The 20,862-nt window shown below is 52.9% G+C and carries 23 protein-coding genes and 1 pseudogene; 17 read left to right on the top strand and 7 right to left on the bottom strand.

Features of this window, described 5'->3' with window-relative positions; genetic code table 11:
- A pseudogene (locus MVD07_RS07495) lies at positions 1–218 on the bottom strand (dehydrogenase); the annotation flags it as partial.
- A 146-nt stretch (positions 219–364) separates the two neighbouring features.
- Here MVD07_RS07495 and MVD07_RS07490 point away from each other — a divergent pair.
- The 15 genes from MVD07_RS07490 to MVD07_RS07420 all read left to right on the top strand — a co-directional run bounded on the left by MVD07_RS07490 (position 365) and on the right by MVD07_RS07420 (position 14,112).
- Positions 365–568 carry a hypothetical protein gene (locus tag MVD07_RS07490; protein ID WP_297500316.1) on the top strand — a complete coding sequence of 68 codons (204 nt, stop codon included), beginning with the start codon at positions 365–367 and terminating at the stop codon, positions 566–568.
- Between the two features lie 116 nt (positions 569–684).
- Complete coding sequence (locus MVD07_RS07485; protein WP_297500314.1) at positions 685–2,208, top strand: cytochrome ubiquinol oxidase subunit I; 1,524 nt, start codon at positions 685–687, stop codon at positions 2,206–2,208.
- A complete protein-coding gene (cydB, locus tag MVD07_RS07480) occupies positions 2,208–3,203 on the top strand; it encodes a cytochrome d ubiquinol oxidase subunit II (protein ID WP_297500310.1) in 996 nt (331 codons plus the stop codon). The genes MVD07_RS07485 and cydB overlap by 1 nt, the downstream gene beginning before the upstream one ends.
- A 100-nt stretch (positions 3,204–3,303) precedes the next feature.
- Positions 3,304–4,506 carry a TIGR04053 family radical SAM/SPASM domain-containing protein gene (locus tag MVD07_RS07475; protein ID WP_297500307.1) on the top strand — a complete coding sequence of 401 codons (1,203 nt, stop codon included), beginning with the start codon at positions 3,304–3,306 and terminating at the stop codon, positions 4,504–4,506.
- Positions 4,507–4,517: 11 nt separating this feature from the next.
- A complete protein-coding gene (locus MVD07_RS07470; protein ID WP_297500304.1) occupies positions 4,518–5,582 on the top strand; it encodes an ABC transporter substrate-binding protein in 1,065 nt (354 codons plus the stop codon).
- A gap of 20 nt (positions 5,583–5,602) precedes the next feature.
- Positions 5,603–6,475, top strand: coding sequence for a hypothetical protein (locus MVD07_RS07465; RefSeq protein WP_297500301.1), 873 nt, complete (start codon positions 5,603–5,605; stop codon positions 6,473–6,475).
- The gene (locus tag MVD07_RS07460; protein WP_297500299.1) at positions 6,475–7,413 is read left to right on the top strand and encodes an iron ABC transporter permease; all 939 of its coding nucleotides are present in this window, start codon (positions 6,475–6,477) and stop codon (positions 7,411–7,413) included. Before MVD07_RS07465 ends, MVD07_RS07460 begins: the two co-directional genes overlap by 1 nt.
- Positions 7,410–8,027, top strand: coding sequence for a flavodoxin domain-containing protein (locus MVD07_RS07455; protein ID WP_297500296.1), 618 nt, complete (start codon positions 7,410–7,412; stop codon positions 8,025–8,027). The genes MVD07_RS07460 and MVD07_RS07455 overlap by 4 nt, the downstream gene beginning before the upstream one ends.
- A complete protein-coding gene (locus MVD07_RS07450; protein ID WP_297500293.1) occupies positions 8,014–8,778 on the top strand; it encodes an ABC transporter ATP-binding protein in 765 nt (254 codons plus the stop codon). Before MVD07_RS07455 ends, MVD07_RS07450 begins: the two co-directional genes overlap by 14 nt.
- Before the next feature lie 3 nt (positions 8,779–8,781).
- Complete coding sequence (locus tag MVD07_RS07445; RefSeq protein WP_297500291.1) at positions 8,782–10,227, top strand: UbiD family decarboxylase; 1,446 nt, start codon at positions 8,782–8,784, stop codon at positions 10,225–10,227.
- Position 10,228: 1 nt separating this feature from the next.
- Positions 10,229–11,131: a 4-hydroxybenzoate octaprenyltransferase gene (locus MVD07_RS07440; RefSeq protein WP_297500322.1), complete on the top strand. Its 903-nt coding sequence runs from the start codon at positions 10,229–10,231 to the stop codon at positions 11,129–11,131.
- Positions 11,132–12,097, top strand: coding sequence for an ABC transporter substrate-binding protein (locus tag MVD07_RS07435; RefSeq protein ID WP_297500288.1), 966 nt, complete (start codon positions 11,132–11,134; stop codon positions 12,095–12,097).
- Between the two features lie 2 nt (positions 12,098–12,099).
- A complete protein-coding gene (locus tag MVD07_RS07430; RefSeq protein WP_297500285.1) occupies positions 12,100–12,831 on the top strand; it encodes an ABC transporter permease subunit in 732 nt (243 codons plus the stop codon).
- A complete protein-coding gene (locus tag MVD07_RS07425) occupies positions 12,807–13,448 on the top strand; it encodes an ATP-binding cassette domain-containing protein (protein WP_297500282.1) in 642 nt (213 codons plus the stop codon). Before MVD07_RS07430 ends, MVD07_RS07425 begins: the two co-directional genes overlap by 25 nt.
- Positions 13,429–14,112, top strand: a complete 684-nt coding sequence (locus MVD07_RS07420; protein WP_297500278.1) for a ubiquinone/menaquinone biosynthesis methyltransferase — start codon at positions 13,429–13,431, stop codon at positions 14,110–14,112. Before MVD07_RS07425 ends, MVD07_RS07420 begins: the two co-directional genes overlap by 20 nt.
- Here MVD07_RS07420 and MVD07_RS07415 read toward each other — a convergent pair.
- From MVD07_RS07415 to MVD07_RS07405, 3 genes are read right to left on the bottom strand one after another with little or no spacing between them, the layout of a single operon-like run.
- Positions 14,099–14,686 carry a class I SAM-dependent methyltransferase gene (locus tag MVD07_RS07415; RefSeq protein ID WP_297500275.1) on the bottom strand — a complete coding sequence of 196 codons (588 nt, stop codon included), beginning with the start codon at positions 14,684–14,686 and terminating at the stop codon, positions 14,099–14,101. The genes MVD07_RS07420 and MVD07_RS07415 overlap by 14 nt on opposite strands.
- Complete coding sequence (locus MVD07_RS07410; RefSeq protein WP_297500272.1) at positions 14,683–15,474, bottom strand: NAD-dependent epimerase/dehydratase family protein; 792 nt, start codon at positions 15,472–15,474, stop codon at positions 14,683–14,685. Before MVD07_RS07410 ends, MVD07_RS07415 begins: the two co-directional genes overlap by 4 nt.
- 25 nt (positions 15,475–15,499) lie before the next feature.
- Positions 15,500–16,021, bottom strand: a complete 522-nt coding sequence (locus MVD07_RS07405) for a ferritin (protein ID WP_297500269.1) — start codon at positions 16,019–16,021, stop codon at positions 15,500–15,502.
- A gap of 296 nt (positions 16,022–16,317) precedes the next feature.
- On the opposite strand from MVD07_RS07405, the gene MVD07_RS07400 reads away from it, so the two are divergent.
- Positions 16,318–16,929: a hypothetical protein gene (locus MVD07_RS07400; RefSeq protein ID WP_297500266.1), complete on the top strand. Its 612-nt coding sequence runs from the start codon at positions 16,318–16,320 to the stop codon at positions 16,927–16,929.
- On the opposite strand, the gene MVD07_RS07395 is transcribed toward MVD07_RS07400, so the two are convergent.
- Both MVD07_RS07395 and MVD07_RS07390 read right to left on the bottom strand, forming a co-directional pair.
- Positions 16,916–17,773 carry a hypothetical protein gene (locus tag MVD07_RS07395; protein ID WP_297500263.1) on the bottom strand — a complete coding sequence of 286 codons (858 nt, stop codon included), beginning with the start codon at positions 17,771–17,773 and terminating at the stop codon, positions 16,916–16,918. The genes MVD07_RS07400 and MVD07_RS07395 overlap by 14 nt on opposite strands.
- Entirely contained in the window at positions 17,766–18,692 is a 927-nt protein-coding gene (locus MVD07_RS07390) for a DUF4855 domain-containing protein (protein WP_297500260.1), read from the bottom strand. Before MVD07_RS07390 ends, MVD07_RS07395 begins: the two co-directional genes overlap by 8 nt.
- Before the next feature lie 223 nt (positions 18,693–18,915).
- Here MVD07_RS07390 and MVD07_RS07385 point away from each other — a divergent pair, with 223 nt between their 5' ends.
- Positions 18,916–19,680 carry a hypothetical protein gene (locus tag MVD07_RS07385; protein ID WP_297500319.1) on the top strand — a complete coding sequence of 255 codons (765 nt, stop codon included), beginning with the start codon at positions 18,916–18,918 and terminating at the stop codon, positions 19,678–19,680.
- On the opposite strand, the gene MVD07_RS07380 is transcribed toward MVD07_RS07385, so the two are convergent.
- On the bottom strand, positions 19,673–20,749 hold the full coding sequence (locus MVD07_RS07380; protein ID WP_297500258.1) for a Xaa-Pro peptidase family protein: 1,077 nt from the start codon (positions 20,747–20,749) through the stop codon (positions 19,673–19,675). The two genes, MVD07_RS07385 and MVD07_RS07380, sit on opposite strands and share 8 nt — an antisense overlap.
- Positions 20,750–20,862 lie beyond the last annotated feature (113 nt).

Raw genomic sequence — 20,862 nt, 5'->3', positions numbered from 1 at the left:
CCGTAGACCTTCTCGGCGTTCTTTATTGGCGCCCACGTTTCATCGGCGGAAGCGGAACCTAAAGCCACCTCCATGAAGAGTGGCGGCATGTAGTGTCTCTCACTCGCCGTCACCATTGTGACGTTCACATCGATGCCAAGCCTCTTTGCCTCGCTCGTTATGTACCTTCCAGCCACGAGGCCGGCGGTTCCCCCGCCCAAAACAAGAACCTTCGCCATATCTGCACCTCCTGGTTAGGTTCATCTAATGGGTTTAGACTGCCAGGGGTATATAACTCTTTTGATTATCGCACCCCTAAGGTTTGGAGCCAGAAACGAAAAGGATATAAGAAGACAGCGAGAAAAATTGCGCTTGGTGATGCACCATGGAAGTGGAAGCTGAAACCGGCAGGGAGGTCGTAGCAGGACTGGTAGCCATAACTTTGACACTGCTGTTTGTGTTGATAGCATTTCTGCTGCACAACGTTGTATGGATTGTGGCAGGAATGCTCTTTACGGTCTGCTTCATTCTCTACGAGGAGGAGGTGCACGGACTGGGCTTCTTCACAAAGCCCAGGGCAAGGAGCTAGTTTATCTCCCGAAATTTTCGTTTTTTGTCGATGAACCCATTTATGACACCCGAAAACATTATAAGTTTGTTTGTAAGTATTGAAAGTTTGAGAGGCAAACCCGGAGGTGACGTAGAATGGACCCGGTAACGCTGTCGAGGATTCAGTTTGCACTCACCGCGGGCTACCATTGGATTTTTGTGCCCGCGAGCATAGGAATGGCTTTTATGGTGTTTCTGATCTGGACTGTGGCGGCGGTAACCAACGAGGAGCAGTGGTACAAGGCTGCCAAGTTCTTCAGCAAGTGGCTTGGAGTCTTCTTCGTACTAGGTGTCCCAACTGGAATCGTCATGGAGTTTGAATTTGGTGCAAATTGGGCCAGATATTCAACCTTTGTTGGTTCAATCTTCGGCCCACCACTGATGCTTGAGGGGCTCTTCGCCTTTGCCCTTGAGTCAACGTTCCTTGGGGTTCTCCTCTTCGGCATGGGCAGACTCCCGAAGGTCATAAGCTGGATTGCAGCATTTTTCGTCTCTTTAGGTTCGGCACTTTCAGGTCTCTGGATCCTCATAGCCAACAGCTGGCAGCAGACTCCAACCGGTTACATCATCAAGAGCACACCTCTTGGACCGAGGGCAGAGCTCACGAACTTCATGAAGGCCGTCTTCAACCCGCTCCTTGTTTCCCAGTACACTCACACCATAAATTCAGGGATAATAACCGGAGCATACATTGTTGCAGCGGTTGGAGCCTACTACCTCCTCAAGAAGAGGCATGTCCAGGTGGCCCGTTCGGCTGTCGCTATAGGAATAGTAGTTCTCGCCATAAGCTCAGTTATCCAGCTCTACCCAACGGGTCATGCCGAGGGTAGGGTTATAGCAAAGTACCAGCCGACCAAGTTAGCTGCGGACGAGGGCCTCTTCAAGACAACGACAGGTGCCCCGATGGTGGTCTTCGGCATCGTGGACGAAAAGGATCAACAGGTGAAGTATGCGATAGGGATTCCAAAGCTCCTGAGCTGGCTGGCCTTCGGTAACTGGAACGCGAAGGTCCTTGGACTGCACGACGCCGCCAAATACGTCTGGTATCAGGAAGTGCTCAACAACCCGAACTACGCAAACGAGAAGGTCAAGAAGCAGGTAGTTGACAGCATAATGGAGGCCTACGGCATCAACCCGAACGATCCAAATGCCAACCAGAAGATGGTTCAGGTTCTCGAGAAGTCAGTACCTGTTGCCTTCATGTTCTACGCCTACCGCGTTATGGTCGGCCTTGGAACGCTCTTCATCCTGATAGGCCTCGTTGGAGTTCTCCTACTCCTCATCGGCAAACTCTACGACGCAAGGTGGTTCCTCAAGGTACTCGTCGTTACTCTGCCACTTCCATGGCTGGCCGGCGAGGCTGGTTGGTTCACGCACGAGGTAGGAAGGCAGCCCTGGATGGTCTGGGGCATGGTGACCGTCAACAACGGTGTCTCACCCAACATCTCAGCGACCAGCGTGCTGGCAACACTCATAGCCTTCGTAGTGGTCTACACAATACTGTTCTACATCTGGCTCCACTTCGTCAAGAAGCTCGTCAGGGAGGGGCCCGAGCCGGTTGAGGGGGACGTGACTTCTGCTCCTGCCCCGGCTATAAGCGCCGCGGGAGGTGGTCAGTGATGGACTACGCCACAGCTTGGTTTTACTTTTCGGCCTTCCTGCTCGGGATGTACCTAGCGTTCGACGGCTTTGACCTTGGACTGGGAAGCCTGCTCCCGTTCGTTAGGGATCAGAAGGACAGGGACGTTTTGGTGAACACCATGGCCCCGGTCTGGGACGGCAACGAGGTATGGTTCATCACCTGGGGAGCAGGGCTCTTCGCAATGTGGCCAGCACTCTACGCCGTACTCTTCAGCACATTCTACCTCGCGGTCTGGTTCCTGGCGTTCATGTTCATCTTTAGGGCGGTCAGCTTCGAGTTCAGGAACAAGTACAAAAGAGCCTGGGACTATCTCTTCGCCACGGTCAGCGGGCTCATAGCGCTGATCCTCGGCGTCATCGTCGGCAACTTAATCCAGGGCATTCCGCTTGACGCTAAGGGCTTCCACGGTTCTCTCCTGACGCTCTTCAGACCGCTCCCGCTCATAGTCGGCCTCTTCGTGCTCTTCGCGGTTATGTGGCACGGGGCCAACTGGGCGGTCTACAAAACAACCGGCAAGCTCCAGGAGCGGATGAGGAAGCTCGCCTTTGACTTCTGGATCCTTACAGTAATCTTCCTCCTGCTCACGGTGATCGGCATGAAGATCTGGGCACCCTTAAGGTTCAGCAGGGTACTGACTCCGCTTGGACTTACACTGACGCTGATAATCCTAATAGTAGCCTTCGTGGATGCCTACTTAATCAAGAAGGGCTCTGAAAGGGGAGCGTTCTACCTCAGCTGGCTCGCTTTCCCGCTGGTGGTTTACCTCGTCTACTACTCCATGTACCCATACTGGGTTATCTCAACAACCGACCCGAACTTCAAGCTCAGCATCCATGCCCTTGCAGCATCGCCGCTGACCCTCCAGGCAGTCCTCGGAGTCTCAGTAGTGCTGGCAATAATCATCATGACCTACACCCTCTACGTTTACAAGGTCTTCGGCGGAAAGGTCACGGAAACGGAAGGCTACTATTGAGTTCCCTTTTCTTTACCTTTGAATTTCGAACCTCTGGGCAAAAAGTTTATAATTCGGTAAGCCGAGGTTCATTACGGTAACCTAAGAGATGGTGATCGAAATGCACCGAGGAAGATCTGGCTCATGGCCCTATGAGAGAAAGCCCGTCCTCGTCTTCTGGGAGACGACGAAGGCATGCCAGCTCAAGTGCAAGCACTGCCGCGCCGAGGCCATTCTACAGGCCCTTCCGGGTGAGCTAACGACCGATGAAGGGAAGAAACTCATAGATTCACTTACCGACTTCGGCAGACCCTATCCTATCCTAATCTTCACCGGCGGAGACCCGCTCATGAGGAAGGACATCTTTGAGCTGATAGATCACGCGGTTGAGAGGGGCATCCGCGTCGGCCTCGCTCCCGCCGTCACTCCGCTCCTCACGGAGGAGACAATAAAGAAAATCGTCGAGCACGGCGTTAAGGCCGTCAGCATAAGCCTCGACAGTCCCTTCCCGGATGTCCACGATGAGATAAGGGGCATCAAAGGAACGTGGGAGAGAACCCTCTGGGCTATAAAGGAGTTCCTGAAGAGGAACATCTCAGTTCAGGTGAACACCGTCGTTATGCGCGAAACCGTTGAGGGCCTGCCAGAGATGGTTAAACTCCTCAAAGAGCTGGGCATCGAAATATGGGAAGTCTTCTACCTCGTCCCGACAGGCAGGGGCAACTTCGAAAGCGATCTCAAGCCGGAGGAATGGGAAGACGTTACCCACTTCCTCTACGAGGCGTCGAAGCACCTGCTCGTCAGGACAACTGAGGGCCCGATGTTCAGACGCGTAGCGATAATGAGGAGGGCACTGGAAGAGAAGGGGCTCAATCCGGACGAGGTTCTGAAACCAGGAGATCTTTACTTCAGGCTTAAGAATAGACTGGTCGAGTTGCTCGGGGAAGGCGGTGAGGCCAAAGCCCAGACGATGGGAACCCGCGACGGGAAGGGTATAGTGTTCATAGCCTACAACGGCAACGTTTATCCGAGTGGGTTCCTGCCTTACAGCGCCGGAAACGTGAGGGAGAAGAGTCTCGTTGAGATATACAGGGAAAGCGAGCTTATGAAGAAGCTGCGCTCTGCGGAGTTCAAGGGGAGATGTGGAAGATGTGAGTTCAAGGACGTCTGCGGCGGGAGCAGGGCAAGGGCCTACGCTTATCACCTCAACCCTCTGGCGGATGATCCGGCCTGTCCGTATGAGCCGGGGACCTATCTTAAGCTCGCCGAAAAGTTTGATTTAAGCCTCCCCATCGGAACTTTCGGGGAGCAAAAACCCGTCTAAGGTGGTGGAAAATGAGGTTGAAGGGCTTCCTGCTGGTTGGAATTCTGCTGGTTTCCGTCTTTGCTGCCGGATGCATTGGAACTTCAAGCGCTTCAGGGAAAGCAACCTCAACACCAAAGGAAGTAACCGTCAAGGACTTAGTTGGGAGAAGCGTAACGGTGGAGGTTCCAGTCCAGAGAGCGGTAATCCTCTCAACCTCTGCCCTTGAGATAATCCAGCTCCTCAACGCGACCAACCAGGTTGTTGGAATCCCAGCGGAGGCAAAGGCCGACGCTTTCCTGAGTTCAAGCCTTAAGAACAAGACCGTTGTCGGCAGGATGCTGAGGGTCACGAACTGGGAGAAGGTTCTAGCCATTAAGCCAGACCTTATAATAGACCTTTACCTCAAGAAGTTCTACAACGTCAACGAGCTCCTCAACAAATCGGCGAGCTACGGAATTCCAGTGGTAATGCTGAGGGAGGACAAGCTTGAAGAAATTCCCAAGACTGTGGAACTGCTTGGAAAGCTCTTTGGAAAGGAGAAAAAGGCAGATGAGTTCGCCAAATACTTCAACGAGCAGGTGAGCGAAGTAAAGGCCATAGCCGCCAAGATACCAAGCAAGGATAGGAAGAAAGTCATCATGATACAACCAATAATGGGCAAGTATTACCTCGTCAACGGAAACGACGTTTTAGCGCAGGCAGTCAGACTTGTCGGGGCGGATTACATGGTGAATCTCACCTTCAACGGCTACACCCCCGTTAGGGTGCCTATGGACGAGGAGAAGATAATCGCCAGCTACAAGGATGCAGATGTATTAATCCTCATCACGAGCGCCGTTACTCCCTACAACCAAGTTAAGGAACTCAAAGAGACGATGCTCTCCAACCAAGCGTGGAAAGAGATAAAGGCAGTCAGAGAAGGCCACATAGTAATCCTCAGGGCCGACATGGGGAAGGACAGCTACCTTCGCTGGAGCCCGAGGCTTGCCGTTGGGATATGGCAGATTGGGAAGGCCATCTATCCCAGCTACTATCCTAACTGGGAGAACAAGGCAAAGCAGTTCTTAAAGGAGTTTTATCCCTTCCTCTCCTGATTTCTTTTTGGGGTGAGAGCATGATAGCTGTCTTCCCTGCCAGTCTGGCGGAGATAGTCAAGCTCGTTGGTAAAGTTGACGACATAGCCGGTATCAATGAAGAGGTCAAGCTGGACTACTGTCTGCCCGAACTCAGGGACAGGCTGGTCGTTGGCAAATACCTCAAGAGGACTAAGAAAACCCGCTGGGACGTTCTGGAGAGGATAAAGCCGGGGCTCATCCTCGACTTCAAGGTCGAGAACCTGCACTCCAGCAATGAGCTTTACTCCTTCGCGGAGAGGATTAACGCCGAGGTCCTTTTGCTCGACTTCATTACGATTGAGGATCTCGTTGATGGTAGCAGACTGATAGCCGAAAAAACAGGAGGGGACTTCTCAAGGCTTGAGGAGTTCTACAAAATACATTTGTCCAAGATAAGGGACGTGTCAGAATCCCTTGAGAAAAGGCCAAGGGTGGCTATGCTCTACCGGGGGGTAAACGTCGTTACCGGGGCTAACGTGATAAGCGACGCAGTTGAGAGTGCCCATGCGGAGAGCCTCGGGAAAAGAATTAGAACCGAAAGGAAGGTTTATCCGTTGAGGGAGAGGGACTTCATCAGGCGCTTCAGCGACGCTGACCACCTCTTCCTCCTCACAAGCATCCTAACCAACAGGGAGAAGCTCGAAGGGATAAGGGATGAGATGTTTGATTCAGCTGAGTGGAAGAAGGTTAAAGCTGTTGACGAGGGCAATGTTCACATCGTCGGCTCTGCCCTCGACGAGGAAAGCTTTATGCGCTGGAGCCCGCGTTTGATTCCGGGAATTTACCAGATTGGAAGGCTCGTCCACGGGAGAGACTTCCCCCACTGGAGAAAGCCCGCGAAAGAGCTTTACAACCTCTGCGGTGTTGAATGATGAGAAAGCAACTTGCCCTTATAGCCCTCCCCACGATCGCGATACTCCTCGGAATTTTCGTGGGCAGTTATCCGACGGATCCCCTTCACCTGACGCCGGGCGCCATCATCATAATAAAGGACATACGCCTGCCGAGGACGCTAATGGGGATTTCGGCCGGGATAGCACTGAGTCTAGGGGGAATGACCCTTCAGGCGGTCTTTCGGAATCCTCTCGTTGGCGCTTACATCCTCGGGGTCTCCTCTGGAGTTGCCTTTGGAGCGGCCATAGCGGTTGCTTTCCTGCCCTTTGCTGGAGTTGCTCCTTTAGCACTCCTCTTCGGCCTGTTGGCGGTCTTCCTGGCCTATTGGATGGCTAGAATAAATGGAAGGGTCTCAACGGTTTCGCTCATACTCGCAGGAATAATAGTCACCGCCCTGTTTTCGGCTCTGCTTTCACTCCTTGAACTCCTCCTGCCGAGCGAGAGCCTATCTGCACTCGTTATCTGGCTCATGGGAAGCCTCTCCGGGGCGACGTGGGAAAGGGTCACCTACTCCCTTCCGGGGGTTATCACCTTGGCCCTAGTCTTCTTCCTCCTCCGCTGGGATCTCAACGCGATGAGTCTTGGCGACGAGGCCGAGCTTTTGGGTCTCAACGTGCACCTCTGGAGGGGGATATTCGTCTTCATCTCGGCTTTAATGACGACTCTCGTCGTTTCCTTCACTGGGATAATCGGCTGGGTCGGGCTTATGGTTCCCCACATAGCCAGAATGCTTGTCGGTCCGGAACATTCCAAGTTAATCCCAGCGACGATCTCGATTGGGATAACCGTCATGGTTCTGGCAGATGTTGTTGTGCGACTTCTACCAGGGGATATTCCCGTCGGGATAATAACCACAATAATCGGCGTTCCCTTCTTTGGATACCTGCTCAGAAGAACCGGGGGTGGGTGGGAGTGAAGGTTTTAATCGTTTACACGACCCGTTACGGAACAACCGAAAGGGTCGCCAAGTCGGTTAAGAAGCTTTTAGAAGAAAAGGGGCACACCGTAGATGTAAATCGCGTTGAGGAGAACTTGTCTTCCGCTGGCTATGAGCTCGTGATCTTAGGCGCTCCAGTTTACCGCGACGGCCCGCACTGGGACATGATGGAGTGGATTGGGGAACACAGGGAGGAGCTTGAAGATGTGCCAAAGGCCTTCTTCCTCGTGGCGATGCACTTAGCGGGCTCCGTCTTCATGGGGAAGCTCCACGGCGGGATAGCCTATGCGAAACCCCTTATAGATGCCTTTGAGGTTCCCCCCTTCTACGGGACGCTCATAGGAGGCGAAATAGACCCTGAGAAGCTGAGCGATGAGGACAGAAAAAAGATGAGGCGTTTTTACGCGGTTCTCGGGGAAAGGCTTGAGAAGAAGAGCCTGTTCAAGGAGAAGGATGTCAAGGCCTTCGTCAGGAGAACGCTCCTCTACTACGACTGGTTCGGGAAGCACTTTAAACGGGGAGAGCTCGATATGGTTAAGGACTTCGACTTCATGGAGAAGGTTAAAGAGGTCGAGGGGAATGCTCAAGGTTGAAGGCCTTTCCTTCTCCTACGGCGACTTTGAAGTGGAGGGGATAAACCTCGAAGTTGGAGAAGGTGAAGTAGTTTCGGTTATAGGACCTAACGGTGCCGGAAAAAGCACCCTGCTCAAGCTCGTCTACGGCCTTTTGAAGCCAGAAAAAGGCAGGGTCGAGGCTGACGGGAAGGATGTCCACCGGCTCCCTCTTGGGGAGAGAGCAAAGCTCCTCGGCTTTGTGCCCCAAGGCCACGTTCCCACTTTTCCGTTCAAGGTTGTCGACTTTGTCCTCCTCGGAGCCACTCCAGAGCTGGGCCCGTTCGGGACACCGGACAAGGGGCACAGAAAAAAAGCCAGGAAGCTCCTCAAAACGTTTGGTCTTGAGGACTACGCGGATAAGCCCTACACTTCTCTGAGCGGTGGGCAGGTAAGACTTCTCCTCACGGCGAGGGCTTTGATGACCTCACCAAGGTACCTCCTCCTCGACGAGCCGACGAGCGAGCTGGATTTAAAAAACGCCCTTTTAGTTCTTCAGACGATTAAGAAGCTCGCGAAGAAAGACGTCGGCGTTCTCCTCGTCATCCACGACCCGAACTTTGCCTACCTCTTCTCCGACAGGCTGGTTCTGATGAAGAACGGGAGGATAGTTGCCCAGGGAGAGCCGGATGAAGTTTTCGACGAGGAGCTTTTAAGCGAGGTCTACGGAATAGAGTTAAAGCTCATCGAGTGCGCCGGTGAAACCGTTTTAAGGCCGAAGTTAGAGGTGTGAGGGATGAAGGACATGAGGGACTACCTTGGGTGGCTTGAAGGGAAGGGGGAGCTTGTTCACATTGAGGAGGAGCTTTCGCCAGAGCTCGAAATCCCGGCCTTTCTGAGGAGGGTCATGTACGAGAAGAGTGGAGCGGTTCTCTTCGAGGGGGTTAAGGGATTTCCAGAGTGGAAGGTCGCTGGAAACCTCTTTACAAGTGTTGAAACGGTTAGGGAAGCTTTAGGCGTTGCGAGACTCGAGGAAATCGGTGAGAGACCGCTTAAGCTTTTGGATAGCGTCCCCCTCGGCTTTTCCGATAAACTCTCCTCCCTCGGAAAGCTGAAAGAGATGAACAACTATCTCCCGAGGGTCGTGAGAAAAGCCGAGTTCACAAAGAATATTATCGAAGACGAACCGCTAGACTTCATTCCCGCCTTTAAAACGTGGCCTAAAGATGCCTCCCGCTATCTAACCTACCCCCTCGTCTGCTTCTCCGACCCCAAAGGAGTAAACTCTATGAGCGTTTACCGCGTCATGCTCCTCAATGGTGAGAGAGGTGTAATCCACTGGCAGGTTCACAAGCGCGGGAGCCAGGCCTGGAGGGACTACCTCGAGAGGAACGATGGCAAAATGCCGGTGGCGATAGCTATAGGCTCGGACATAGGGACGCTTTTAACTGCTGTCTCCCCCATCCCGTATCCGATGGACAAGCTCCTCTTTGCCGGCTTCGTCAGGGGGAAAGGTTTGGAACTATACCGCCTGCCTAACGGCGTCCTCGTTCCGGCAAACGCCGAGGCGGTAATAGAGGGCTACGTGAAGGTGGATGAGCTGAGCGAGGAGGGGCCCTTCGGCGACCACTTCGGCTTCTATGACAAGCCAAGCGAGAGGAACGAGCTCTACCCGGTTTTCCACGCCGAACGCTTGTATTATCGCGATAACCCCATCTACTACGGCTCTGTCGTCGGCAAACCGCCTCTGGAAGACGCGGTTATTGGGAAGGCCATCGAGAGGATTTTCCTTCCCCTCATGAGGGTGATCCTGCCTGAGGTCGTTGACGTGAACTTTCCGGAGTACGGCGTCTTCCAGGGCGTCGCGGTAGTCTCGATAAAGAAGCGCTATCCTGGGCAAGGCAAAAAGGTTCTCAACGCCCTCTGGGGCACTGGACAGGCCGCCCTGACCAAGGTAATAATCGTTGTGAGCGACGACATCAACGTCCACGACGTAAACCAGGTGATATGGGCGGTCGCTTCCTTCGTCGATCCGGAGAGGGACGTTTTGATAATCCCGAACGCCCACACCGATGCCTTGGATCCAGCGGTTCCGAACCCGCCGCTGGGGAGCAAGCTCGGGATAGACGCCACTAAAAAGCTCCCGCTGGAGATGGGCGGCAGGGTTGTGGAAGAGGTGGGGGAGGATCCTGAAGTGCTGAAAAAGCTCGAAGCCCTTTTCGAGAAGTACCTCGGTGGTTGAGATGGCATTCGACCCCGGTGAGGTCAGCAAAGCGAGCAGGTTCCACGCACTCATGAGGCTCGTCAGGATAGAACACACCCTTTTCAGCCTGCCGTACGCTTACGTCGGGGCCCTCCTCAGTGGTTTTCATGTTACCTGGGCCGAGGTAATACTCATGAGCTTCGCCCTCCTCGGACTTAGGACAGCGGCCTTGGCCTACAACAACATAGCGGACATAGACATAGACAGCTTAAATCCAAGGACTTGGAACCGGTCCCTTATCAGGGGCGCGGTGAAGGTGAGCGACGCGTGGTGGCTGGTCGTTGTTGGCTCGGTAATCTACTTCGTCTCGGCCGTTCTCTTGAACATCTGGACGGCTTTGCTAAGCCCGATTCCCTGGGTTCTGGCGCTCAGCTATCCTCAAGGGAAGAGAAAGCACAGCTTCCCTCATCTGCACCTCGGATTAACGCTGGCTATGGCCGTAGCGGGCGGGACGATAGCCGTCGCTGGAAACGCCTCACTGCTTGAGGCACTGCTCAGGATTCCCTGGGCCTTCTTCTTTGGGGTACTCTTCTGGGTGGCAGGTTTTGACACCATCTACGCGCTCATGGACTACGAGTTCGACGTGGCTCACAGGGTTGGGAGTATCCCGGCCAGATTCGGGATCAGGAGGGCCCTAAGCATGGCCCTCACCTTCCATCTTATAGCGGTAGCTCTCTTCGGGCTTGCCGGTCCGCTCTACGGCCTCGGAGGGGTTTACATCGCTGGCTGGGCAATCGGGAGCTTTTTAATTCTCTATGAGAACTATCTGGCAAGGAAGGGCGTTGAGAACGTTCCCAGAGCCTTCAACCTTAACATCCCAATCGGCTTAATCCTCACGCTCTCCGCAATAGCGGATGCCCTGATAAAGCTCGGAGGTGATTGAATGAAGCGCGCGGTTGCCCTGTTCCTAATAGGTCTGGTCGTCCTGACGGCGGGATGCATTGGGTCGAGCTCAAGCAAATCCACGAGTACGGCGGAGCTCCCGACGGTCAGGGCGGCGACCCTCTTGGGCGGGATAAGCACCCTCGATATAATGCAGGCGAAGGGCTTCGACAGGAAGAACGGCTTTCACGTTAAGGTTCTCCGCCTTGGAAAGACTCCGGACATAATAGCAGCGCTCAAGAAGGGGGAAACCGACTTCGCGGTCATTCCGGCTGAGATGGCGGCAAAGTTAGCCCAGAGCGGTGTGGATATAAAAATCATTGCCGTTGATATGCTCCAGAACCAGGCTATAATTGGCAGAGAGAAGATGAAGCCCGAACAATTAAAGGGCAAGAAGATAGGGGCTGTGGTGGCTTCCGGAACTTTCAAGCTCTTCCAAGCCTACATGAAAGTCCTCTACAACATAACACCGAGCGACTACACGGTTGTGAACGTCCCGCCCGGCTCGATAGAAGACTCGCTGAAAGACGTTGATGCCGTCGTTATATGGGAGCCTATAGTGAGCGAGCTGATAGCCAGGAACTACACCGTCATAGCGACCTTCTCAAACCTCTGGGACAAGGCGCAGGCCGAGGGCATAGTCAAGGGGCCGGCCGTCATGCTCGTCTGGGTCGTGAGGGGGAGCTTCGCCAAAGAGCACCCAGAGCTCGTGAAAGCCTTCGTCAGGGCACAGCGCGAGAGTGCCTCCTACTGGAAGAGCCACGAGTCCGAAACCGAGAGGATACTAATGAACCTCTACCACCTCGACAGCAATACAGTCAAGATCCTCTACAACAGGACTGTAGTGGTGGATTCCGGTCTCACCGAAGAGCTGATAACGGGAATCAAAAGCGAGTGGCACCTAGCTTACCTCGGGGGCTACCTTGAGAAAAACCCGTCGAAGCTGGACATCTTCTACAGGGGCTGAAGATGAAGCGCGGCTGGTTCTACCTTCTCATGTTTGCACTGGTTTCCTGGATTGCCCTGGCGAGGCTCTACCCGGCGCTGGTTCCAGGTATAGCCGAGACCCTCCGATTTTATCCTGAAGCCGGCGGGAGTCTCGTCCTGAAGTCCACGCTCTTAACACTCTACCACTCCCTGGTCGGCTTTTTAGTGGCCTTCTTCCTCGTCGGCGTTTCCATCCTTCTGGCCCTCTACTCGGCAGAGTTCAAAGCCTTTTTGAGCTCTCTCAACGTCTTCATCCAGAGCGTTTCGGTTCTCGTGTGGACAATAATCTTCATCATGATCTTTGGGGTGACAAGCTCAATCGCCCCGATACTGGTCACGGCGATGGCGTCTTTTCCAGCCATGCTCTCTGCCGGGATAAGCTCAAGCGAGAAGCTCCTTGAGAGGTACAGGCCGTTGATAGCCCTCCTAAAGCCCTCAAGGCTTCAGCTCTACGTCCACTTCATAGTCCCCGGAACGCTCCCCGAGATGGTCTCGGCGGGCAGGGTAGCCCTCGGGATAGCCCTCAGGATAAGCGTCGTTGCGGAGGCTTTCGGCTCGGCCGGTGGATTGGGCTACCAGCTCGTCTACTCCTACGACCTTGGGGTTAAGGCAGGGGTCTTCGCGTGGGCTCTGCTCCTAGTAGTTTTGATGATAGCACTCGACCAGCTCATACTCGGGAGGCTTGAGGAATGGGTGAGACGCTGGTACTGGTGAGAGGGATTGAGAAGTCCTTCAACGGCGAGAAAATCCTTGAGGGCATAAGCCTCGAAGTTAAGCGCGGGGAGGTAATCGGCCTCGTCGGGCCGAACGGGACGGGAAAGAGCACCCTCGTGAAGATCTTAGCCGGGGTCGAGAGGCCCGAGTCGGGAGAGGCCTCGGTGAAGGGCAGCTTCTCCGTCGTTTATCAGGAGGACTATCTGCTTCCGTGGAAGAAGCTGAAGGACAACCTCTGCCTCTGGGCCAAGTTCCGTGGAAAAGAGTGCGACCCCCTTGGAGTTGCCAAAAAGCTCGGGATAGAAGGCTTTCTGAACAAGTACCCCAAGGAGGTAAGCGGGGGAACGAGGAGAAAAGCTTCGATAGCGAGGGCCTTGCTCGTCGACTTCGATGTTTTAATCCTCGACGAGCCCTTTACGGGCCTCGACCAGCCCTCTAAGGAGTCACTTCTTTCCATAATTAGGGAATTAGCTAATTCTGGAAAAGCTGTTTTAGTGGTTTCTCACCAGCTTGAGGAGCTCTTCAGCGTTGCCAGTAGGGTTTACGTGCTGTCTGGTCGGCCCTCTAAGGTCAGGAAGGTTCTCCGGGGGGAGGGACTTGGTAAGGGAGCTCTTTAACAGCATAGCAGAGCGCTACGACCTCGTGAACCGGCTGAGCACCCTCGGACTGGACAGGAGGTGGAGGAAGAAGGCCTGTGAGCTTGCCCTAGAGCATTTAGAGGCTGAGAGACCAAAGATACTGGACGTTGCCTGCGGAACCGGGGACATGATATGGTTCATGAGGAAACAACTCGAAAAGCTCGGCCTCTCGGCCGAGTTCTACGGCTTGGACTGCAGTGAGAAAATGCTTGAAATAGCGAGGAAAAAGCTGCCTGTCGCAAAGCTTCTGGTTGGAGACGCCGAGGAAATTCCCTTCCCCAACGGGAGCTTCGACCTGGTCAGCGTTGCCTTCGGCCTGAGAAACTTTCCAGAGAGGGAAAAAGCCATCACGGAGATGCACCGCATCCTGAGGAGGGACGGCCTTCTCCTTCTCCTGGAGTTCTCAAAAAACGATAGCTTCCTCGGAAGGCTTGCCTGGTTCTACACGAAAAAAGCTGTTCCCTTCATCGGAGGTCTTCTAACGGGCAACAAAAAAGCCTACGAACACCTCTGGCGCTCCATCGAAGCTTTCCCATCGCCGGAGGAGCTTTTATTCGAATTTCGGAAAAAGGGCTTTGAACTTCTCTCAATTGAATGGCTCTTCCCGGAGATAGCCTTTGTTATGCTCCTCAGGAAGGCTTAGCAACGATGACTTCAACCGTGCCGTTGACGAGACTTCTCTCCTCAAGGACTCCAAAGCCGTTCTCCCTCAAAAGCTCGGTGAAGTCAGTCCTAAAGTCGGTTCCTGTCAGTTTACTCGTTAGTTTGCTCAGAACCGTTAAAAACACCCTGAAAAGCCTGTTTTTCGGTGGAGAACACTCCATAGCGAGGAAGACTCCGTCGGTCTTTAGGACGCGCCTTACCTCGCCTAAAACTCTCCTCTTCTCGTGGACGACGCAGAGGAAGAAGGTGGAAACAACGGTGTCGAAGCTCCCATCTGGAAATGGAAGGGAACGAGCATCCGCCTTCAGGAGCTTTACCCTCGCCCTGCTCTTCTTGTTCCCGGCCTTCTCAAGCATTCTCTCGCTTAAATCAACGCCAACGACCTCACTGTCCCCGCGATAAAGGGGCAGGTTTAGGCCCGTCCCAACACCCAGCTCAAGAATTCTCCCCTTAGCCTTTTCAATCAGCTCCCTCCTAATCCTCCTTATGCCAGTGGGCACCTCAAGGAGCGTGTTTACCGGCTCGTAGATGTAGCCCGCCAGCTCGTAGCTCACCGAAGACCCTCCGCGGTGAAGGCTATTGACTCTCGGAGGGGCCTGCCGAAAACGACACTTTCCTTCCCCGGACAGACGTTCTCGGTCAGGGCCATCGGGATGGAGCTATCAAGCCTCTCGACAAGCCTCAAGAGAAACTCCGGGAGCGGAATCAGGTAAACTCCCTTTCCGGTTGCTCTCATGACCTCCCAGACGAGTCGACCGAGCGGGACAACCTCCGACCCACAGACGTTTAACTCATCCACTCCCCCCTTTTCAGTCAAGTCTGCGAGGATCTTTGAAAGGTCTCTTACGTCAACGGGCTGAACCCGGGTTTTCAGATCGGGAAAAAGTTTCCGGCGGAAGGCATCTCTGAAGAGCCTCTGGCCGGGACCGAGAACCAGCGAGGGCCTTACAATGGCGTAGTTCTCAAGCTTTTGAACTTCTTTTTCGCCGAGAGCCTTGCTCCTGAAATACTCCACCGGTGAGCCTCCATCAGTGCCTAGGGCGCTCACGTGGACGAGCCTTACTTCACTCCCTTCAACGACCCTGGAGAGTGCTTTGGGGATTTCGTAGTGGACTGAGTAATCCCCCCGGAGAACTCCGATGAGGTTAACGACGGCATCCGGATCCAGCCTTTCCACGAGCCGGGCGTATTCCTCGGGCCTCCCTGAGACCTTAATCGTTTTAGCGTTGCCAAGCTTCAAATCCCTCCTCGTTGGGACTACAACATCATGGCCTCTGTCCTTAAGCTCCCGAAGAAGGAACCCCCCGATGAAGCCCGTCCCGCCGAGGAGGAGAACCCTCATTGGAAAACCTCCAAAAGATTGAAAATCAAGCCTTCTGGGCCAGGAGTCCTCTAAGCTGAGCGCTCCTTGCGCCGAGTTCTCTGTCGAGCATGAAGAGGCCCTGGGAGCTGCCACCGATTATCTTGAGCTTGTCGAGGATTGCCTTCGTGCTCGCCTCCTCCTCGACCTGCTCTTCCACGAACCATTGAAGAAAGTTGTAGGTCGCGTGGTCGTTCTCCTCCCTGGCTAGGTCAGCCAGCTTGAAGATCGACTGGGTAACTCCGACTTCGTGGAGATAGACGGCCTCGAAGGCCTTCAGCGGGCTTTCAAATTCCCCTTTCGGCTTCTCTATCCTCTCAAGCTCGACCTTTCCACCGCGGTCGAAGATGTAGTCGTATATCCTGAGCGCATGCCCGAGCTCCTCCTCAGCCTGACCCTCCATCCAGCTCGCGAAGCCCTCTAAGCTCCTGTCCTTAAAGTAGGCCGCGATTCCAAGGTAGAAGTATGCAGAGAAAAGCTCCTTGTTGAGCTGTTCGTTCAGGGCTTTCAGCATTCTTTCACTCAGCATCAGTACCACCTCATTGATTTTTTGTTTTCGAACCTTATAAGTTTTTCTATCGAACTCGAAGATTATTCTGTCATTTTAGGTGTATCACCACTGGTGATTGACGTTTTGCCAACTACTCAGGTTTGGGATGTTAAAAAGTCAATGAAAGGGTCGAATTTTCATAAAATTTCGTCACTATGGCAGTAAAGGCTTTTATTTGGTTGACAAAAGTTCATTAGGATAACCGAAAAAGTTATATCTTAGAACGTCACTGGACATAATCGAGAACAAACCCTCAGATATGGGAGGTGTTGTGGATGGCAAAGACGACCTTTGAGGAGGAGATATACCTTAGAGCCCTTACTGGGAGGCTCGTTGGAAAGGCTTTAGCAGACCTCGGCCTTAACAAGGTTGCCGTCGTTGCCAGCAGGAACGTAATCTGCTCCAGCATAGCGACAGCGACCGAAGCAACCTTCATAACCCTCAGCGGGGGAGTTACGTACCACTTCCTGGCGGAAAAGGGCAAGGAAGCTGAGTTAGCGGAGCGCGTCAAGGAGTTTGCTCCCCAGGTCACCGTCCTCCAGTTCGGCGGGGAAACACCAATAGAGGAGACCAAGGAGATATTCGTCGAGACCCTCAGGCAGTTCGCCGAGAAGGACGTTCCTGGAGCGTTCGTCGTCCACGTCAGGATATTCGCTGCTGGAGGCCTTGCAAAGGCTCTTGAGGACGAGAAGATAAGGTCGTACCTGGGCAAGAAGGACCTCTTCGTCTACACCGTCGGCTTCGACGAGGGGGAGGTCTACGTCAACAAGATACTCATCGATGGCGGTGAGGTAAAGCTGGAGAAGGTCAGCGAGTACCAGGTTACACTGGAGCACGCAGACCTGCTCAACCGCTCCCTCAAGGACAGGAGCGTTACCTTCGCATGATTTCCCTTATTTTCCATATTATCAGGCCTAACAGCACTGTTCCAAGCACAAATTCGTAGGCTACAACGTTTCCCTTCTTTCTGGGAAGAGTTTCGCAGAGGGGGAGCCTGTTTTTAAAGGCCTCGGTGAAGTTAAGAACTTCCAGGGTTCTTCCATCGTAGTAGAAAACCCTGACCTCGTTCCAGTTCAGGGGAGTATCGAATCTCGTCGGGTGGGTGTAGATTAGAAAGCCTCCACCGAGAGGGACCGCCTTCAGGGTGACGTTTGGGGGAAGATTAATAGACAGGTTCTCAGGTAGCTCTATCGTGTAAGTCGGATTCTTTAGAGGGGGCAGTTCAATTGAACTTGCTGAAATTATCCCGACGATTTGAAGCGTGGAGCCGTTCAGAATCACGGGATAGGATTTCGATTTGACTGAGACGTTGGAGCAGGGGCACAGCTCCCCTCTGATGTCCTTGGGAATCGTGACGTTTTCCACAATGCAGGGCTTTTCGGGATAAATCACCCTCCCATCGCTCAGGTACCAGAGACCGTCGTGGAAGACGTAGAGCAGGTCATACGCCCCGGTTGAGTTCCCGAGATAGTAGAGCCTCCCGTCCTTGAAGTAGAAGTAGTAGTCACCGACCATACTCGGAGTCGGCAGGCCGGACATCCCCGGGCCAAGGGCGTCCCAGGAGAGGTCTATAATCGCGTCGTCCTCGCCAACTTTGATGAAGGGATAAAAGGTGCAGTATTCATTTGGCGCGAGGACTGAGTGGGGACCGCAGAAAGATCCAATGACATATGTCGGGGATATAATAAAGAGGGATAAAAGAAAGAGTATAACTCCCGCTTTTTTATACATACGGAACCCCCAAATTGCTTCTGCAGTAAGAATCAACATGTTTAACAACATCAAAGGTCACTCCAAAGTAGTATGCTCTCTGAGCGTATTTCTTCCCGAGGACATCTAGTTGAACTTTTATATAATCACTTGCCAATTTTGTGCAATTTGTGGGGTTGTTGCATGTTCTGCAGTTCCCGCCACCTCCAATAACACATTCATCGGCCTCCATTTCAAGGTAAACATTCCATGCACGGTATTTTGATTTCAGACTTTCAAGCTTTCTTAGGTATTCCTTGAAGTCATTGTATCCCGGAATATTCGGTGCGCCCTTGGTGAGATAATAGTTTGGTTGAACAAAGATGTAATCGAAGAATTCGTATGCACCAGGGCAGTTAGGGCACTCTTGGTTATTGAGTGAGAAGATGTTTGTGCCTTCAAGATACATAGTAGATGCGCTTGGAATCCAAATGAATTTGAATCCTGCTTCATGTATCTCTTGAGACATGGCTTCGATGAGTTCGTAAGAGATTCCCCCACCGTTTTCTATCTGTTTCTTTTTGAACATCCATGCGTTCTCAAGGCTCCAGTAAAACCCTTTCAGATTAGGATCAGAAGAACTAGCAAATACATTGATCCACTTCTCCCAGTAGGAACCGTTAAAGCTTCCTGTTATGTTCCCTCGGGGTAGCCCATTAGGTGCACGGAAGGGTATTGTAACGTAATACGGCATGCTCATGTGCTCACTCAGATATTCCGAAAGGTTATATGCATCAACCTCTGCATCTCCAGTATATTGAACGTAAACTTGGTTTCCTAGCACTACAGCATAATCAAAACCGAGTCTCTTGAACTGTTCCAAACTTCCACTCATTCTAGATTTGTAATCCGAATCGTTCCATCCAATCCACCATAATCCAAAGTTCGCCATGGGAATCACCAATATTTGCTACTAACTAAGATATAAAAATTTTTTTAAACAAGTAGATGATAAAACCCGATAACATCAAGTTCAAAAACAACAAGGTAAAAACCGACTACCCATGGCCTGAATATCGTCCCCAAGAAGCAACAGTGCATCTCAAAGCATTCAAAAAGACACTTTAGCCTACCCATATCCGTCCAGAAAAGGATTTAAACGTGAAGATTTAGGAGAACTGGTGATGATGATGGGCAGGGTTTTCAGAGTCCCCAAAGAGCCCGGAGCAGGCGGAACGATAATCCTCTCGATGATAGGCGGTCTAATCCTTGCCCACGCCGACTGGAGGGGCTGGGTAGTTGGCATTACCGTCGCGCTGGTTACGTTCTTCACCTTCGATTACGCCTTTGACTCATATCGCTCCTGGAGGATAGGGGGCATGGTTCTGACCCTAACCCTCAACGGCTTGGCTTACTTTCTGCCTCCCCTGTACTGGTTCGGGAAAGATGTCCTCAGGCCTTCGCTCAAGAACCCCCTCCTCATCCCCCTGGTTGTCGTTGTTGTTCTCTTTGCGCTCCACTTCGCCTTCTCAAGAACCAGGGGCTGGAAGAACCCGGTAACCTACGCCCTCGGCAACCTGCTCCCGGCGGTACCAGCTTTGTTCGCTCCGGCCGTTGCTGGAAAGCCTTTTGGCGATGATGTCTTTGTCTTCTGGTTCCTGTTAGCTTACTATGAGGCGATTGGTGCCGCCTATGTCGAAACGAAGCTCGCCTTCAGGAAGTTCCCGAGGAAGTACCCGCTGATTGCCTGGCTCCCGGCTTTCCTCGTATTGCTTTACAACCCCTACCTCGTGCTTGCTCTCATAGAACCAACAGTTAGGCTGGTCTTGAACCTCGGGGAAAGGACTTACGTTGCGAAAATAGAGGACATAAAGAAGCTCGGCTGGAGCGTGTTCAGAAGCGTGATGCTCCTTTATGTCATAACCATAGCGGTGCTCTACCTCACGTAACTTTTTCCAACCTGTCTTTTTTCACTATGTACGTGTCCTCGTGCTTTATGGCCCCCTCGGAGATCATCAGCGGTGCATGGACAATGCTGAGAACCATGTTCTCCTGAACCTTTTCAGTCCTGGTCGGGACGACAATGGTTGGCATTGGGAGTTCTTCTATCAAAAGGCCTACGCCGTGGGTGTAGCCGGCTAAATATGCATCTCCAAAGCCCCTCTCCTTGAAGAAGTTGGCGAGCTTCTTCTCAACTGCGTTGAGCGTAGTCCCTATCCTCGTCTCCTCAAGGGCGAGCTTAAGGGCTTCCTCTTTGACATTGATAGCCCGCTTGACCCTCTCCCCGGGGTCACCGATCACAAAAGTCCTCGCGGTGTTGGAGTAGTAGTGGTTCCAGTCTGTTCCTATGACGACGGTAACGACGCCGTTATCCTTAACTTTTAGGTCTCTGAAAGGCTCTGCGTGTGCCCTAGGAGTTGTTGAGACGTAAACCTTTGGATCCTCGCTCCCGTTGAGCATGAGCTCCCTCAGGACTTCGGCCGCTATCTCCAGCTCACTCTTCCCCGGCGCTATTGTTTCTTCCGCGACCTTCATGCCCCTCTGCGCTATCTTTCCAGCTTTCCTAATGTTGTCGAGCTCCCACTCATCTTTTATCATCCTCAGCTTCATCGTAAGATCCAACACGTCAACGACCTCAACCGTCGGGTTGAGCCTTTGGAAGAACTTGTAGAAGAGCAGGTAAGAGTCCCTCTCAACGCTGAACTCGTGGCCGACCCTCTGAAAGCCGTTCGTGTGTATCCAGGTCACCACACCGGCCATCAGATCCTCAACGCGCTGGTATTCCTCCACGTTCTCTATCCAGCTCCTCTCCCTGAAGAGTTCTGCCTCACCCTTGACGACATAGACAGTCGGCTCGCCCTCCGCCGGGATTAGAAGGCTCGGGCGGAGCCACTTCGTCCCTGTAAAGTAGATGAAAGTGGAAAGGGTTCTTATGACTGCTCCGTCTATGCCGTTCTCCTGTAGGAGCTCCTGAAAGCGCTCAACTCTCTTCCTGAATATCTCTTCTTTCCCTCTCATTCCCACTCCTCCCAGTCTATCAGTCTCTTTTCACCCTCTATCTTTTTATACGGTGCGATGTCCATCGTCATTTCAAGTGTCCCGATGTATTCGCCCTTCTCATTGAAGAGCGG

The organism is Thermococcus sp. (assembly GCF_027008145.1).
Classification (GTDB): Archaea; Methanobacteriota_B; Thermococci; order Thermococcales; family Thermococcaceae; genus Thermococcus.
This window is presented reverse-complemented; position numbering and strand designations above follow the sequence as displayed.

Bases quoted from the DNA above. Each gene is read 5' to 3' on its own strand.
- MVD07_RS07490 (WP_297500316.1), top strand. From the start codon at position 365: ATGGAAGTGGAAGCTGAAACCGGCAGGGAGGTCGTAGCAGGACTGGTA.
- MVD07_RS07485 (WP_297500314.1), top strand. From the start codon at position 685: ATGGACCCGGTAACGCTGTCGAGGATTCAGTTTGCACTCACCGCGGGC.
- cydB (WP_297500310.1), top strand. From the start codon at position 2,208: ATGGACTACGCCACAGCTTGGTTTTACTTTTCGGCCTTCCTGCTCGGG.
- MVD07_RS07475 (WP_297500307.1), top strand. From the start codon at position 3,304: ATGCACCGAGGAAGATCTGGCTCATGGCCCTATGAGAGAAAGCCCGTC.
- MVD07_RS07470 (WP_297500304.1), top strand. From the start codon at position 4,518: ATGAGGTTGAAGGGCTTCCTGCTGGTTGGAATTCTGCTGGTTTCCGTC.
- MVD07_RS07465 (WP_297500301.1), top strand. From the start codon at position 5,603: ATGATAGCTGTCTTCCCTGCCAGTCTGGCGGAGATAGTCAAGCTCGTT.
- MVD07_RS07460 (WP_297500299.1), top strand. From the start codon at position 6,475: ATGAGAAAGCAACTTGCCCTTATAGCCCTCCCCACGATCGCGATACTC.
- MVD07_RS07450 (WP_297500293.1), top strand. From the start codon at position 8,014: ATGCTCAAGGTTGAAGGCCTTTCCTTCTCCTACGGCGACTTTGAAGTG.
- MVD07_RS07445 (WP_297500291.1), top strand. From the start codon at position 8,782: ATGAAGGACATGAGGGACTACCTTGGGTGGCTTGAAGGGAAGGGGGAG.
- MVD07_RS07440 (WP_297500322.1), top strand. From the start codon at position 10,229: ATGGCATTCGACCCCGGTGAGGTCAGCAAAGCGAGCAGGTTCCACGCA.
- MVD07_RS07435 (WP_297500288.1), top strand. From the start codon at position 11,132: ATGAAGCGCGCGGTTGCCCTGTTCCTAATAGGTCTGGTCGTCCTGACG.
- MVD07_RS07430 (WP_297500285.1), top strand. From the start codon at position 12,100: ATGAAGCGCGGCTGGTTCTACCTTCTCATGTTTGCACTGGTTTCCTGG.
- MVD07_RS07425 (WP_297500282.1), top strand. From the start codon at position 12,807: ATGGGTGAGACGCTGGTACTGGTGAGAGGGATTGAGAAGTCCTTCAAC.
- MVD07_RS07410 (WP_297500272.1), bottom strand. From the start codon at position 15,474: ATGAGGGTTCTCCTCCTCGGCGGGACGGGCTTCATCGGGGGGTTCCTT.
- MVD07_RS07405 (WP_297500269.1), bottom strand. From the start codon at position 16,021: ATGCTGAGTGAAAGAATGCTGAAAGCCCTGAACGAACAGCTCAACAAG.
- MVD07_RS07400 (WP_297500266.1), top strand. From the start codon at position 16,318: ATGGCAAAGACGACCTTTGAGGAGGAGATATACCTTAGAGCCCTTACT.
- MVD07_RS07395 (WP_297500263.1), bottom strand. From the start codon at position 17,773: ATGTATAAAAAAGCGGGAGTTATACTCTTTCTTTTATCCCTCTTTATT.
- MVD07_RS07385 (WP_297500319.1), top strand. From the start codon at position 18,916: ATGATGATGGGCAGGGTTTTCAGAGTCCCCAAAGAGCCCGGAGCAGGC.
- MVD07_RS07380 (WP_297500258.1), bottom strand. From the start codon at position 20,749: ATGAGAGGGAAAGAAGAGATATTCAGGAAGAGAGTTGAGCGCTTTCAG.